Below are 14,044 nucleotides of genomic sequence, written 5' to 3' on the forward strand. Positions count from 1 at the left end.
CGGTCAGCCGTGGCGCCGGAAATCCGGCAGCTGCCAGGTGCCGTCGAACGCCGGGCCGTCGGGGCCGTAGATGCGGAAATAGGTGAACCAGCCGGTGCCCGGGGTGGTTTGGATCCACCGGTCGATCGGGGTGTTCGGCGGCGGCGTCGGCCCGAAATAGAGGGTCAGCGGCTCGGTGGTGTCGACGTCGGCCAGCTCGTACAGGGAGCGCAGCGCGGGCCGGTTCAACGGCGAGCGCAGTTCGCTGCGGGTGCGGGCGTCGTAGGCGGTGATCGACCAGAACAGGGTCGCCGGAACCGGTTGCGGGACGGTGAGGCTGTAGTAGCCCGCGCCCTCCAGATATGCCCCCGCGGAGTCGCGCAGGCCCAGCCAGTACAGCGAACCCGCGCCGGGAGTGCGCGCGAACATCGCCGGTGACTCGATCTGGGCCTGGTAGAACCACTTCTCGCGCGCGTACAGATCGGTATAGCCCGCGGCGTCGAAGGTGCCGTTCTCCGGGCGCAGGACGGCCCACTCCCAGCGGCTGTCCGGCCACACCTGCCGATCCGGCCTGCGATCGGCGAACGATTGCACGCACAGGTGCAGGTGCCCGCGCCGGGCCGCGTCGGTGAGAATGGCCGTCATCCGCCGATCGGGCACGAACGGGAGGTCGCGCGCGATCCCGAGCGTCGCGAGTTCGCCGTACTGGTAGCGATAGTCGGGGTTGGGCGGCTCGGAGTTCAGGATCTCGTGCAGGATTCGCCAGTAGTCGAGGGTCTCCTCCCACCGCACCGGGGTGAAGTCGAGGCCCTTCTGCTCCGAAAGATCCACCCACTCCAGCGGATTCGACTCGGCCTCGGCGCCCAGCGGATACACCCGCACCTGCTGGATGAGCGCGATCGCGGGGTCGACCTCGGCGCCGTGCGGCAGCGCGCGGACGAGGACGAGCACCCGGTTCGTCGTCGCGGTGCCGGTGAAATAGCCCTCCGGCACCGGCTCGTCGTAGCCGGGCGGCAGCAGCAGGTGCTTGCCGCCCTCGGCACCCGCAGGTCCGGGCAGCCCCAGGTCGAGCACCCAGAGCTGGTTGAGGTCGTTCGCCGTGCCCATGAGCGTGCCCGGCGGCACCTCGACGACCATCGGCCCGGCCGACAGATCGACGGTGAGCCCGGCGTAGGGCGTATCCGAATTGGCGGTGAAGACATACTGGTCCGGGCTGCCGACCAGCAGTGCCATCACCCGATTCGGCACCGCCCCCGCCGCGAGATTCTCCCGCCACGTCGCCTCGAGCGAGACGGTGGGGAAGAAGAACCGGTACATCGCCAGCGCCCGCTGGTAATCGAGTTCGTCATAGGCGCGGCGGACAGCGTCCGGGCTGGGAAAACCGCCACGAATGTACTGCGGTGCAGTCATGCCCGACCTCTTCCGTCGACAGCATCGGCCCCTCGTTGCCGACGTTAGGCAGACGTGTACCGCCTCGCTTCACCCGAAACGGATGAACCACGCACCGTGTGCCGGGCTGCTATCGCCGCCACCCGGCAGCCTTGTCGTCGGGTTCCGGAACCGGCGTCGGCGCGTATCGGGTGGCGACGGCGATCGCGCGATCCCGCAGGGAGGCGCGCAGCGACGACGGGGCCAGGGCTTCCGCGTCGATGCCGAGCTGCCACAGCGCCCATTCGGCGTGCCGGGAATCCTGGAAGGTCACCGCCAGCCGCAGCCACTCGTCGTCGGGTTCCTCGGAATGGACGGCCAGTGCGGTGCGCACCAGCTCCTCACGCCGCGCCGGCCGGACCCGGACCAGCACGGCGAGCTGGTCGCCGCCGGTGCGGAAGCGGGCGCTGCGTTCCTGCCAGGCCCGGTCCAGATCGACCCGGTCGGGCCGCTGTGCCGGTTCGGGCAACTCCTCGGCCGCCAGCACCCGGGACAGCCGATAGGTGCGGTCCGCCCCGGATCTCGTGGCCAGCAGATAGCCGTGGTCACGCACCATGACGATCCCGATCGGGTCCACCGTCCGCCAGCTCGGTGCCTGGCCGACCGCGGCGTAGTGGATGCGCAGCTTGTGCCCGGCGAACACCGCGCGGCGGATCGCGGCCGCGATGTCGCCGGGGACCTCGTCGTCGACCGCCGGACGCGAGAGCAGATCCGTCGCCGGGTCGATGAGCAGCCGTTCGGCGACATCGGCCGCGGTGGTGCGGTGGTTGTCGGGCAGCGCGTCGACCACCTTGAGCATGGCCGAGGACAGGGCCGACCCGAGACCGAAAGCCTGTGCGCCACGGCGTGATCCGGCGATCAGCAGGGCCAGCGCCTCGTCGTGGTTCACCCCGGTGAGCTCGGTCCGGAACCCGGGGAGCAGCGCGAAGCCGCCGTGCCTGCCGCGTTCGGCGTAGACCGGCACACCGGCCGCCGAGAGCGCCTCGATATCGCGCAGGACCGTGCGGGTGGACACCTCCAGCTCGGTGGCGAGCTCGGTCGCGGTGAGCCGGCCGCGCTGGCGCAGCAACAACACCAGCGACACCAACCGGTCTGCGCGCATTCGCGAACTCTACCGAATACACGACAGAGGATGTCGTGATTACTTGCGAGGGTTGTCCCACGGCGTCGCGGACGCCGGACTACGACGAATCGAATGGAGCTGAAGTGGGACTGGAACGAACCGCGGTCAACCCGGTGACCTGGTCGGTGGCGATGGGATTCAACCAGGGCGAACTCGTCACCGGGCACACGCGCACCCTGTATTGCTCCGGGCAGACCGCGATGAGCGGCGACGGCACGCCCCGGCACGAGGGCGATCTGGCCGCGCAGCTGGCGCTGAGCTTGGACAACCTGGAGGCCGTGCTCGCCGAGGCGGACATGTCGCTGGCCAATCTCGTCCGGCTCAACGTCTACACCACCGACGTGGACCTGCTGTTCCAGCACTACGGCGTGCTGGCGGCCCGGCTCGGCGCGGCCGCGGTGGCACCGGCGACCACCATGCTCGGCGTGAGCCGGCTGGCGATTCCCGGGCAGCTGGTCGAGCTCGAGGGGACCGCCGTCGACTGAGGCGTTCCGGTGCGCCCGCGCAGCGCAGTTCTGCGCGGGCATGGACGCGGAAGGTGCTCCGGGAGTGTGACTTTCGTGTCAGGCGACGCGGCGGGTCGGGGGTTCGAGCACGTCGGCCAGCGGACGGCGCGGGCTCGCGGAGACCGGGGGAGCGGTGTGGTGCAGGCGGCCGACGCGGACCACCACCTGGGGGTGCGCGCAGTCGTGCAGCAAGGAGTGCCGGATCGCGTCGCGGAGTTCGGGGATGCCCAGCGGTTCGGATTGGATGCAGGTCGCCAAGCCCAGGCTGGTGGCCCCGAGCAGCAGGGCGCTGGTCGCCTCGCCCGCCCGCAGGCGGGCGCGGCGGTCGTCGGCCGCGGTGCAGATCACGACCCAGCTGGCGTGGTCGGCGCCGTCGCCGGGATCGTCGAGACCGGGGTCGCGGAAGGCGCGGAGCGGGAGGGGGTCGTCGTGCCTCGGCAGCACCGTCGTGTGCGACGGCACGCCGTCCCCGTGATCGGCGCGCCCGCTCCAGTCCGCGAGTTCGCGCAGATACGCGGCGTCGGAGCGATGCCGCGCCGCGGCGGCCCGCATCGGCTCGGCCAGCAGCGGCAACAGCTGTTCCGGGATATTCCGGGCGACCGCGCCGAATTCGACAACGGTCGAGGACAGGGCGCGCAAGGCGCCCGCGGGCAACGGCAGCGGCGCGAATCGGCGCCGCTCGGATTTCCGGAGCAGAATCGCGGCGGCGAGCTGGATATCGGTATCCGACGGCGGCCTCGGCGAGACGGTGATGGTGGCCAGATGATTCGGGTCGCCCGGGTCGGGCAGGAATTCGGGAATCGCCGACCAACCGGTGACCGCGAGTGCCACGCGCAAATGATGGAGAGCGGCGCCGCAACTGACGACCATGGCCTGCCCATCGGGATCTTCCACCGGCAATTGCCGCGCGGGATCGCTGTACAGCTCGACCCGTCCGTCGCCGACCTGCCAGCGCCAGGGCTGCGTGTTGTGCACCGACGGCGCCTTCACCGCGAGTTCCAGCGCGGCGGTCATCGTATCCACATCGAATAGCAACGGTGTCATTTCACGATCCCTCCTGACGGGATTGCGGCACGCGCTTCTCCTCCGGTCTTCCCACTGTGGAAGACGCGCCGCAATCGACCATAAGTCGGTCTCCCGAATTAAGCGAATTCATATCGTTTCAAATACCCCGCATATCGGTCCGGCGCGCCCGGCCGTCGATCGAGCTGACCGGGGGACAGCGGCGCGAGCTATCGGTTCCGTAACGAAAACAATGCGCGGGGCATTTTCGCCGATCGCATAGATCAGGGGAGGTCGGTGAAATGGACGTCGTGGGCGACGGCGGTGGCGTGCAGGCCGTCGGGGGCGGGGCGGATGGCGGTGAGGCGGGCGCCGAGGGGCAGTTCCTGGAGGGGAACGACGAAGGTGAGGGGACCGCGGAGCAGCGACAGCGGGACGGTCGGGCCGCCGAGGGCGGACTGGACCGAGACGGGGGTGACCTCGATGCCCGCGTCGGTGGGGGCGACGGTCACGAAGACGGTCGCGGGGACCGAGAGGCCGGCGACCGGGAAGGTTCCGGTGACGCGCAGTCCCTCGGGGCTGTCGGAGATCGACTCCACGCCCGAGGGCGCGAAGGTCCGCACCACGTCGTACGGAACCACGGCCGTCGCTGTCGCCGTGTCGGCGACGAGGTTCGCGGTGCGGTTACCGACGATGTCGGCGAGCGGCGCGGAGACGTCGGTGAGGACGACATCGAGATCGCGGACGGAGATGTCCTCGCCACTCCAGTCGCCGACCCGGATGTCGATGTCGCGGTAGATGCCGTCGATGGCCTGGGTCAGGAACGGGACGCCGCCGATCTCGACGTCCGGTGGCTGCGCGAGGTCGTACCGGGCGGCGACGGCACGACCGATCTCGTTCTGCGCCAACACGACTGCGACGCGATCGCCGACGACGAGTCCGATCACCCCGACGACGATCAGTATCAGCACTGCGCGCATACGCTCACCCTCTCGGCCATCCCACCATCATGCTGTGGATCGTGGCCGCGTGCGGGCAGGGCGACACCGAAAGGCGGGAACCGCTAGATCGCTCGGACGGTCACCACGGTCTCGGCGCTGGGGAATTCGATCACCCGGAGCCGACCGTTGACGAGATCGATCGTGTCGGCGATCACCCGTCCGGCGTGCTGGGCGCCACCGGTGAAGCTCGTGCTGATCACCCGGAAGCTGCGCCGTGGGGTGAGGACCACATCGCCGGATTGCAGCAGTCCGGCCGAGGTGGGGGCACCCGGGCAACTCTCGATCGTGGTCTTGCGGCCCCGGCCGCCGAGCAAACCCAGCACGGTGTGTCTCCAGTCGTGTCCGTCGCGGAAGCCGCGTCCCGTCGCGGAATCGCGAGCGGGTATCGGAGACTTCTTACCCATCGGCCGCGCCCAGGAAACCCCAGGCAATCCGACTCGACGCCGTTCCCGATGAGCGGGAAGAGGCGCAGGCAGCCGCGCGGACCCGGTCCTACGGTGAGCGACATGACCGCGACACCCCACCCCGACGACCCGGCGAGCACGCCGGGCGTGCCCGCGATCGCCCTGGTGACCGGCGCCAGCCGGGGCGTCGGCAAAGGCATCGCGCTGGCCCTCGGTGCCGCGGGGTGGACCGTGTATCTGACCGGCCGGGGCAGCGCCGGTGACGGCGGGCCGCTGGAAGTGGCCGCCGCCGAGGTGAGCGCCCGCGGTGGCACCGGCATCGCCGTGCACTGCGATCACCGCGACGACGCGCAGATCGCCGCCGTCTTCGCCCGGATCGCGGCCGAACAGGACGGGCTCGACCTGCTGGTCAACAACGTCTGGGCCAACCCCGACGGCTTCGCCGGTTTCAGCGACCCGTTCTGGCGGCGACCGGTCGGCGACTGGGATTCGCTGATCGGCGTCGGCCTGCGCGCGCACTACGTCGCTTCGGTCGAGGCGGCGCGGATCATGGTCGCGCGCGGCCGCGGCGTCATCGCCAACATCTCCTCCTTCGGTACCCGCGGCTACCTGCACTCGGTGCTGTACGGGATGTCGAAGGCGGGCTTGGACAAGATGGCCGCCGATATGGCGGTGGAACTGCGCGGTACCGGTGTCAGCACGCTGTCGCTGTGGCCGGGGATCGTGCGCACCGAGCAGGTACTGGCCCTGGGTGTCGAGGACATCGAGGGTTTCCCGATCGCGGGCGCGGAGACGCCCGAATTCGTCGGGCGGGTCGTGCTGGCGCTGGCCACCGACCCCGCGATCGGCGACCGCAGCGGCGCCACGGTGATCACCGCCGAGGCGGCGCTCGACTACGGCATCACCGACATCGACGGTGGACAGCCGGTCTCGCATCGCGCGGCCTTCGGCGGCGGCGCGGTCTTCGGCATCCGAGAAGAAAAGGAACTGTGATGGATCTTTCGGGCAAGGTAGTGCTGGTCACCGGTGGTGCGCGCGGTCTGGGCGCGGCCTTCGCGCAGGGCATCGTCGCCGCGGGCGGCAGTGTCGTGATCGGCGACCTGCTGGACGACGACGGTGCCGCCGTCGCGGCGGAGCTGGGCGAGCGCGCCCGCTTCGTGCACCTCGACGTCACCGACCCGGCCGCGTGGCAGACCGCGGTCGACACCGCGATCGAGGCGTTCGGCTCGCTGACCGGCCTGGTCAACAACGCCGGGGTGACCGCCACGGGCGTCCCGCTGGTCGAGGAGCCGCTGGAGACCTTCCAGCGGGTGATCCAGGTGAACCTGGTGTCGGTCAACATGGGCATCCACGCGGTCGTGCCCGCACTGCGGGCGGCAGGCGGCGGTTCCATCGTCAACATCTCCTCGGCCGCCGGACTCGTCGGCCTGGCGCACACGGGCGCCTACGGCGCGGCCAAGTGGGGCGTGCGCGGGCTGACCAAGGTGGCCGCGATCGAGCTCGCGAGCGACCGGATCCGGGTGAACTCGGTGCACCCCGGCATGGTCCTCACCCCGATGACCGCGCCGACCGGCATCGTCCTCGCCGACGGAGCCTTCCCGAACGCGCCGCTGGGCCGGGTCGGTCGCCCCGAGGAGCTCGCCGGGGCTGTCACCTACCTGCTCAGCGACGCCGCCTCGTATACGACCGGCGCCGAGCTGGCCGTCGACGGCGGCTGGACCGCCGGTCCGCCGGTCGTGCGGGTCGAGGCCTGACCCCACTCAGGGCCGAGCAGGCTTGCGGCACACCAGCATCTGGTGGGCGCCCGCCTGGAACTCGTAGTCGACATCGACGATCCGCCCCTCGATCCCGTGCTCGCGCAGATCCGCGAGCAGCCGGTCGAGGTCGCGGTAGCGCTCGTCCGCTCCGATCGGGACCAGCGGGAAGATCCGCGCCTCGGTGCCCACCCGGAGCAGTTCGCGGACCGCGGCGAGATGGAACGCGTAGTCGAGGTCGGCGGCGTAGCTGAACAGCAGGTGCGAGCTGAGCACGAGGTCGAAGGCGTTGTCGCCGAACGGCAGACCGGGCAGCGTGCCCGCGACATAGCGGTCCGGTTCGGCCCGGCTGTGCGCGGCGAACAGCTCGGCCGCGCGCTGCCGGACCGTCAGGTGTTCGCCCGGGTCGGCGAAGTACGTGAACCGGAACTGCTCCGGATGCGCGCGAACGTAGTCGTTGCCGCGCACGACCTCGCCCGCCGCGGTGGCGGCGACCTCGGCGGTGCCGCCGTTCGCGTAGGCGAGGTCGCAGGCCGTCACGTCGCCGCCGAGGCCCCGGACCGCGGCGGTGAACCCGGCCGCGCCGCCGGGACAGTCCAGCAGGCGGCGGCGCAGGTCCGCGTCGGTGAGGGCGAACATCGCCCGGTACTCACCCAGTGCGCGGGAGCTGACCAGGAAGCCGCCGAACGGCTGGTTGCTGGTGTGGTCGGAAGTCATTGCCGGTACCCCGTTCTCGTCGGGGCCGCCGACCGGCGCGGACCGCGAGTCCGACGCGAGGACGGGATGCGACCGCTCCGGGGGCGGCCGCACGCACAGTCGATGATGGCCGCTACCGCGGCCACCACCCCTGCGCTGTCATCGTCACCTGGCCATTGAATCACAGCGGGCCAGTGAATTACCGCGGGCGATCACAGCATGCGCTGCCTGCCGTGGGCGGTGAATTCCGACTCCAAGTCCCGTCGGTCCACGTCGGTCATCCGGCGGTACCGCGGTCGGCCGCGGCCTGCCCACCGGTGCACCGGCTCCTCCGTCCGCCAGGCCTGCTCCTGGAGTTCGCGCTTGAGGACTTTGTTCGACCCGGTCACCGGCAGATTCGCCGAGACCCGCACGAATCGGGGCATGCCCTTGCTGCCGAGATCGTCCTGGGCGCAGAGGAACTCGGTGAACTCGTCGAGATCGAAGGCGTCCAGATCGGCGACTTCGACGGCGGCCATGACCTGATCGCCCGAGCGGGGATCGGGCACTCCGAACACCGCGGCGGCGATGACGGCGGGGTGCCTGCGCAGCACCTGCTCGATCAGCAGGGTCGAGGTGTTCTCGCCGTCGACCCTCAACCAATCACCCTTGCGGCCCGCGAAATACAGGAATCCGTCGGTGTCGAGGTAGCCGAGGTCGCCGGTCCAGTACCAGCCGTTGCGAATCCGGTCGGCGTCGGCGACCTCGTTCTTGTAGTAGCCCTCGAAGACGAGCGCGCCCGCCTTGTCGATCATCTCCCCGATCGCCTCGTCGGGATTGCGGACCCGGCCGTACTCGTCGAGCTCGGCCCGCGCGCACTCGCGCAGGGTTTCCGGATCCACCACCGCGACACCGGGATGCGCGGGCCTGCCGAGCGCGGCGGGCGGTGCGGCCGGATCCAGTGCGGCCAGGCTCGGCCCCTCGCTGGAGCCGTAGCCCTCGTGCAGTGCCGCGCCGAAGCGGCGCCGGAACTCGTCCTGGTCGGCGACCGACGCCTCGGTCCCGAAGCCGCGGACCAGCGGATTATCCGCATCCTGCGCGGTTTCGGGGGTGGCGAGCAGGTAGCCCAGTGCCTTGCCGACGTAGGTGAAGAAGGTCGCGCCGAAGTACCGCACGTCCGGAAGGAACTGCGAGGCCGAGAATTTCGGCGTCAGGCACACCGTCGCACCGACCGACAGCGCGGGCGCCCACAGCGCCATGATGGCGTTGCCGTGGAACAGTGGCATGCAGCAGTAGTCCACGTCGTCGCGGACGTGCCCGAACTTCGCCGCCGCCGCGGCGGCGATCACCGCGAGGCGGCGCTGGGTGCACCGCACCGCCTTGGAGGTCCCGGTGGTGCCGGAGGTGAACAACAACAGCAGCAGATCCGCGGGTCCACCCACCGCTGTCGGCTCGACCCGGTGGGCATCGACGCGGGCGGCGTAATCGGGGCTGTCGACCAGCAGGATTCGGTCCTCGGTCAGGTCCAGATCCAGCCGCCGCAGCCGCGCCATCCCCGCCGCGTCGGTGACGATCAGCTGGCAGTCGACATACCGGATGTCCTCGGCCAGTTGCGCGTCGCCGCGGGTCGGATTGAGCCCGGCCACCGTCGCGCCCGCCAGCGCCGCCGCGCCCAGCCAGAAGACGAAATCGGGCACATTGTCGAGCAGCACGCCGAGGTGGAACGGGCCGTCGCGACGCAGGCTCCGGGCCAGTTCCGCGCGCGCGGCCGACTCGTGGACGACCGCGTCCCAGGTCCAGTCGGTCTCGCGGGTGCGCAGACCGAGGCGCTGATCGCCGAGCCGGTCGAGCAGCATGGTCGCGATGTCCGCGTGGTTCCCGTCCGTCATCGCACGCCCGGGTGGACGAGGTCGATGTACTCCTGCGGCAATTCGTCGAAGGTCAGTTTGCGGATCTCGGACGGGCCGGAATGGTAGGAATCCTCGCCCTCGATGCGGCCCTCGGCATCGATCGGCCACAGCAGCAGCTGGCGGAACACGATCAGATAGTCGGCGTCGGGATCGTCGACGGGGATGCCGATCTGGAGGGCGTAGGAGCCCGGGTAGATCTGCTTCAGGAAGCCCTCGGTCACCACGCAGTCGTCGTCGACGACGAGCCGGTCCAGCTCGTACTCGAGGACGTTGCTGCGACTGGCGACGAAGTCGGAGTAGTAGGTGTGCACGGTCTCGCGCCCCTTCGGGCCGACATCCCGGCCCGCGTTCCAGAAGTGGTAGGCGGGTTCGGGCACCAGGGTCCGCATGAGCCCGTCCAGGTCGGGGGCGGCCTCGGCCTTCATGTGCTCGATGACGATGCCGAGCACCTGGCGATGCCGTTCGTTCGTGGTGACGGCCAGGCGCTGCTCCAGCGGCGCCCAGGTGCTGGTCGGATCGATGACCGCCATGGCGGGACTCCTTCTCGTTCACCGGGTTTCCCCGGCTGCCTCATCGGTGCCCGCCGATCATCGCTCGCCGGAGTGATCCAGATCACCCGACACCTGTCGCGGGATGGTCCATCTCGGCCCGACGCGCGTCGGATCCGTCGGGCGCCAGCTCGGCCGCCGACAGGGCGATCCGCCGCATCATCAGCGCCAGCGTGGCCATGAACCGGTCGAGCGATTCGCCGACGTCCCAGCCCATCGCCGCCTCGACCTGCGCGATCCGCGCGGCGACCGTGCTGTGGTGCAGATGCAGTTCGTCCGCGGTGCGCCGCAGCGAACCGAACAGGCAGAACGCCTCGAGCGTGTCGACGGCCAGCGCTCCGGCCTCGGTCGCGGCGAACTCGTCGAGCCGCATCACATCCGGTGCGCCGAGCAGCTTCGGCACCGGAAGTTCGCCGAGCAGGGCGAGTGAACCGAGCCGTTCGAAGGCGATCACCCGGCGGCCGTGCCAGGTCGAGGACGCGAATCGCAGCGCCCGGCGCGCCTGCTCCCACGAGGTGGCCGCCGCCAGCGCGGGCAGCCGTTCGCCCATGCCCACCCAGGGCCCGTCCGCGCCGCGACGTGAGGCCGGAAACGCTTGGACGACAGCGGCATTCAGCACATCGGACAGTTCCCGACAGGCGCCGCCGTCCTGGAGGAGGACGGCGGTGACGGTGCCGAGGACCGTCGAGCGGACCACCGGGACGCGCGCGCCGATGATGCGCACCGCGTCGGCCGCGCCCGGACCGGAGATCGCGAGCAGGCACAGCGGCCGCGCCGGGTCGACGCCGAGCAGCCGCATCGCGCGCACCCGATCGGCCCGCCGCTGTTCCTCCGAGAGCACCACCTCGAGCAGGGCCGGATCGGCGAGCCCGGTCGGCCCGGCGGCACCCCGGCGCGAGGTCACCCGCAGGCAGTGCCGCATCCGGGCCACCAGCACCGCGTCGAGCGGGCGGGCGTCCCCGGCCCGCTCGAGCCACACCACCGGGTCCACACCGAACGCCGCGGGCGGCGGTGCGGCGGCGGCCAGCAGGCGCCCCGCCGCGTCGTACCGGATCGTGGTCCCCGACGGCCACCGCGCACCCGCCGGACACTCGGCCAGCACCGCGGCCGCCCGGATCACGGTGTCGGCATTGGCATCGGACTCGGCGAACCCGTCGAAATACTCGACCACCCGCAGCAGGTCGTCGGCGAACTCCGCCGCACCCGGCGGCTCGGGATCGGTCGCACCCATTCGGCACCTCCACTGGCGGGGACGTCTCGACCAGAGTGTCAGCAGCATGCCGCCGCGCCGCGGAATTTCCCCCGCGCCGTCCCGCTGGGTGGCACGACGACACGATCCGAACCCTCCGCGGTCCGCCGCACCGATCGATCCACCCGCCGGTGGGCGACGCGCTTCTTCCTCGCGGCTCGCACGCCGCGCTGACGGGTCGGCCGCGCCGGAAAGTTTGGTTCTTTTCACGATGGCGACCGGTCTCGTTTCGTTCGGTCGCCAGAATCCGGAGATCTTTCGTTCGCCCACGGCGGGCCGCGCCACCATGGGTTCTGGTGCAGTGCCTGCCGACCGGGCACCGCCGTGGCACGGGGGCCGCGGTGACGAGGCACTTCCCGGCAGTGTGGCCGGGCCTGCGGAAGCGCGAACGAATGCCGAGTGACGTCGTCGATGTGGCCGTGGACTTCGCCGTCCCGCGCCGGCCGCTGTGGGATGTGCTGCTGGAACCGCAGAGCTACCCGCGCCTGTGGACCGGGATCGGCGGGTGCGAGCGGATACTGCACCCCGACGGCGGCACCGTCTGGCAGGTCCGGGTCGGCGACGCCGCCCTCGGTGTCCGGACGGTGGGCCTGGCGCTGACGATCGGGCGCTGGTACGAGAGCTTCGAACTACACAATCCGGAGACCGGCAGCTTCGCCATGGTCCGGCTCACCGGCGCCGACGACCGCACCTCGGTCAGTGTCACCGTCTTCGCGGCGCCCCGCCTGCATCCGGCGCTGCGCGGCGCGACCAACGCCACGATCGTCAACTGGGTCAAGGACGGCCTGCGCCGGGCGGCCGACCTGGTCCGCGGGGCACGGACGTCGGTGGTGGCCAACGGCGACCGGGCCCCGATCCGGCGCCGATCCGAAATCGCGCGATGGTGGGTGAACTCGGGCCTGATCGCACCGCCGCTGACCTCGGCCCGCCAGCTGCGCTCGCTGTACCGGTGGGGATTCAATCTGGCGGGCGGGTACGCCGCGGGCGCCGCGCACAGCCCCGACCAGCTCGCCCTGCTCGACGACGGCAGTACCGCGACCTTCGCCGAGACCGACAAGCGCACGACCGCGCTGGCCGGCGCGATGTACGAGGTCGGCCTGCGGGCGGGTGACGCGGTCGGCCTGCTGGCCGGAAACCATTGCGGCATGGTCGAAACCATGGTCGCCGCGGGCAAGCTCGGCGTCGACGTGGCACTGCTCAACGCCGGCCTGTCCGGACGGCGCATCGAGGAGATCGTGCAGCGGCACCGCCTCTCGGCGCTGTTCGTCGACACCGACCTGGCGCACCTCGTGCAGTACCTGCACCGCGATCTGCCCCGTTTCTGCACCGACGACCGGCCGGTGCGCCCGGATCAGACCACCATCGAGGACCTGATCGCGTTGCGCCGCACCAAGTTCCCGGTGCCGACCGTGCCCGGCAGGCAGATCGTGCTCACCTCGGGTACCAGCGGCACCCCCAAGGGCGCCCGCCGGCCGCACGCGAAGGGCTTCGACACCCTCGTCGCGCTGCTGTCCCGGATTCCGATCCACGTCGGCAGCACGATGATGATCCCCGCGCCGCTGTTCCATACCTGGGGACTGTCCGCACTGCAACTGAGCACCGCCGTGCGCGCCACCGTCGTGCTGTCCCAGGGTTTCGACGCCGAGGACTGCCTGCGCCGCATCGCCGAACACCGGGTCCAGACCCTCATCGCCGTGCCGACTATGGTGCAGCGCCTGGTCGACCTTCCGGAGACGGTGCGCACCCGCTACGACCTGAGCAGCCTGCGGCACGTGATCAGCTGCGGCGCTCCGCTGGCGGCGATCACGGTGGACCGCTTCCTGGCCGACTACGGCGACGTGCTCTACAACCTCTACGGGTCGACCGAGGTCTCCTGGGCCAGTGTGGCCGGACCCGAGGAGTTGCGGGCCGCCCCCACCACCGCGGGCCGCCCGCCGCTGGGCACCCGCATCGCCGTCCTCGACCCCGAGCGCGTGCCGGTGCCGGTGGGCATGATCGGGCGGATCTTCGTCGGCAACCACATGCTGTTCGACGGCTACGTCAGCGATGCGCCGCCGGAGGAGTCCGACGGCATGCTGGACACCGGTGACCTGGGCTACCTCGACGCCGAGGGCAGATTGTTCGTGGTCGGGCGCGACGACGAGATGATCATCTCCGGTGGCGAGAACGTCTTCCCCCGCCCGGTCGAGGAGGCGCTGTCGTACCTGCCGCAGGTCACCGATGTCGCGGTGGTGGGCGTGCCGGATCGCGAGTTCGGTCAGCGGCTGGCCGCCTTCCTGGTCAAACACGAGGGCTCTGGGCTCGACTCGGACATGGTCCGCACCTACGTGCGCAATCGGCTGAGCCGCTTCTCCGTACCGCGCGATGTCACCTTCCTCAACTCGCTGCCACGGGGCGAGACCGGCAAGGTGCTCAAGCGGCTGCTGGTCGATCCGGAGGGGCTGGCGGGCTGATCCCGATCGCGG

At 70.8% G+C, this 14,044-nt stretch carries 13 protein-coding genes; 4 read left to right on the top strand and 9 right to left on the bottom strand.

Annotated features, from left to right (window positions below; genetic code table 11):
• Positions 1-3: 3 nt before the first annotated feature.
• Both AB0L91_RS25595 and AB0L91_RS25600 read right to left on the bottom strand, forming a co-directional pair.
• Positions 4-1,389 carry a DUF1254 domain-containing protein gene (locus AB0L91_RS25595; protein WP_365014119.1) on the bottom strand — a complete coding sequence of 462 codons (1,386 nt, stop codon included), beginning with the start codon at positions 1,387-1,389 and terminating at the stop codon, positions 4-6.
• Positions 1,390-1,498: 109 nt separating this feature from the next.
• On the bottom strand, positions 1,499-2,509 hold the full coding sequence (locus AB0L91_RS25600; RefSeq protein WP_365014121.1) for a WYL domain-containing protein: 1,011 nt from the start codon (positions 2,507-2,509) through the stop codon (positions 1,499-1,501).
• Positions 2,510-2,619: 110 nt separating this feature from the next.
• On the opposite strand from AB0L91_RS25600, the gene AB0L91_RS25605 reads away from it, so the two are divergent.
• Positions 2,620-3,015 (top strand): RidA family protein, encoded by a 396-nt coding sequence (locus tag AB0L91_RS25605; RefSeq protein WP_355282674.1) that lies wholly within the window; start codon positions 2,620-2,622, stop codon positions 3,013-3,015.
• Between the two features lie 78 nt (positions 3,016-3,093).
• Here the strand turns inward: AB0L91_RS25605 and AB0L91_RS25610 are convergent, their stop codons facing one another.
• The 3 genes from AB0L91_RS25610 to AB0L91_RS25620 form a co-directional block, all read right to left on the bottom strand.
• On the bottom strand, positions 3,094-4,080 hold the full coding sequence (locus AB0L91_RS25610) for a hypothetical protein (RefSeq protein WP_365014124.1): 987 nt from the start codon (positions 4,078-4,080) through the stop codon (positions 3,094-3,096).
• Between the two features lie 242 nt (positions 4,081-4,322).
• A complete protein-coding gene (locus AB0L91_RS25615; protein WP_357348830.1) occupies positions 4,323-5,018 on the bottom strand; it encodes a DUF2993 domain-containing protein in 696 nt (231 codons plus the stop codon).
• 83 nt (positions 5,019-5,101) lie between these two features.
• On the bottom strand, positions 5,102-5,362 hold the full coding sequence (locus tag AB0L91_RS25620) for a hypothetical protein (protein WP_365014128.1): 261 nt from the start codon (positions 5,360-5,362) through the stop codon (positions 5,102-5,104).
• 183 nt (positions 5,363-5,545) lie between these two features.
• Here AB0L91_RS25620 and AB0L91_RS25625 point away from each other — a divergent pair, with 183 nt between their 5' ends.
• Complete coding sequence (locus tag AB0L91_RS25625) at positions 5,546-6,436, top strand: SDR family NAD(P)-dependent oxidoreductase (protein ID WP_365014131.1); 891 nt, start codon at positions 5,546-5,548, stop codon at positions 6,434-6,436.
• Positions 6,436-7,197, top strand: a complete 762-nt coding sequence (locus AB0L91_RS25630; protein ID WP_355282512.1) for a glucose 1-dehydrogenase — start codon at positions 6,436-6,438, stop codon at positions 7,195-7,197. Before AB0L91_RS25625 ends, AB0L91_RS25630 begins: the two co-directional genes overlap by 1 nt.
• A 6-nt stretch (positions 7,198-7,203) precedes the next feature.
• Here the strand turns inward: AB0L91_RS25630 and AB0L91_RS25635 are convergent, their stop codons facing one another.
• From AB0L91_RS25635 to AB0L91_RS25650, 4 genes are all read right to left on the bottom strand, one after another.
• The gene (locus AB0L91_RS25635; RefSeq protein WP_365014134.1) at positions 7,204-7,914 is read right to left on the bottom strand and encodes a hypothetical protein; all 711 of its coding nucleotides are present in this window, start codon (positions 7,912-7,914) and stop codon (positions 7,204-7,206) included.
• A 191-nt stretch (positions 7,915-8,105) separates the two neighbouring features.
• A complete protein-coding gene (locus tag AB0L91_RS25640) occupies positions 8,106-9,761 on the bottom strand; it encodes an AMP-binding protein (RefSeq protein WP_365014136.1) in 1,656 nt (551 codons plus the stop codon).
• Positions 9,758-10,312, bottom strand: coding sequence for a nuclear transport factor 2 family protein (locus AB0L91_RS25645; protein ID WP_365014139.1), 555 nt, complete (start codon positions 10,310-10,312; stop codon positions 9,758-9,760). The genes AB0L91_RS25640 and AB0L91_RS25645 overlap by 4 nt, the downstream gene beginning before the upstream one ends.
• A gap of 82 nt (positions 10,313-10,394) precedes the next feature.
• Complete coding sequence (locus tag AB0L91_RS25650; protein ID WP_365014141.1) at positions 10,395-11,561, bottom strand: helix-turn-helix domain-containing protein; 1,167 nt, start codon at positions 11,559-11,561, stop codon at positions 10,395-10,397.
• A gap of 410 nt (positions 11,562-11,971) precedes the next feature.
• Between AB0L91_RS25650 and AB0L91_RS25655 the strand changes: the two genes are divergently transcribed.
• Positions 11,972-14,032 (top strand): AMP-binding protein, encoded by a 2,061-nt coding sequence (locus AB0L91_RS25655; protein ID WP_365014144.1) that lies wholly within the window; start codon positions 11,972-11,974, stop codon positions 14,030-14,032.
• Positions 14,033-14,044 lie beyond the last annotated feature (12 nt).

Source organism: Nocardia sp. NPDC051833, from assembly GCF_040681225.1.
Taxonomy (GTDB): Bacteria; Actinomycetota; Actinomycetes; order Mycobacteriales; family Mycobacteriaceae; genus Nocardia.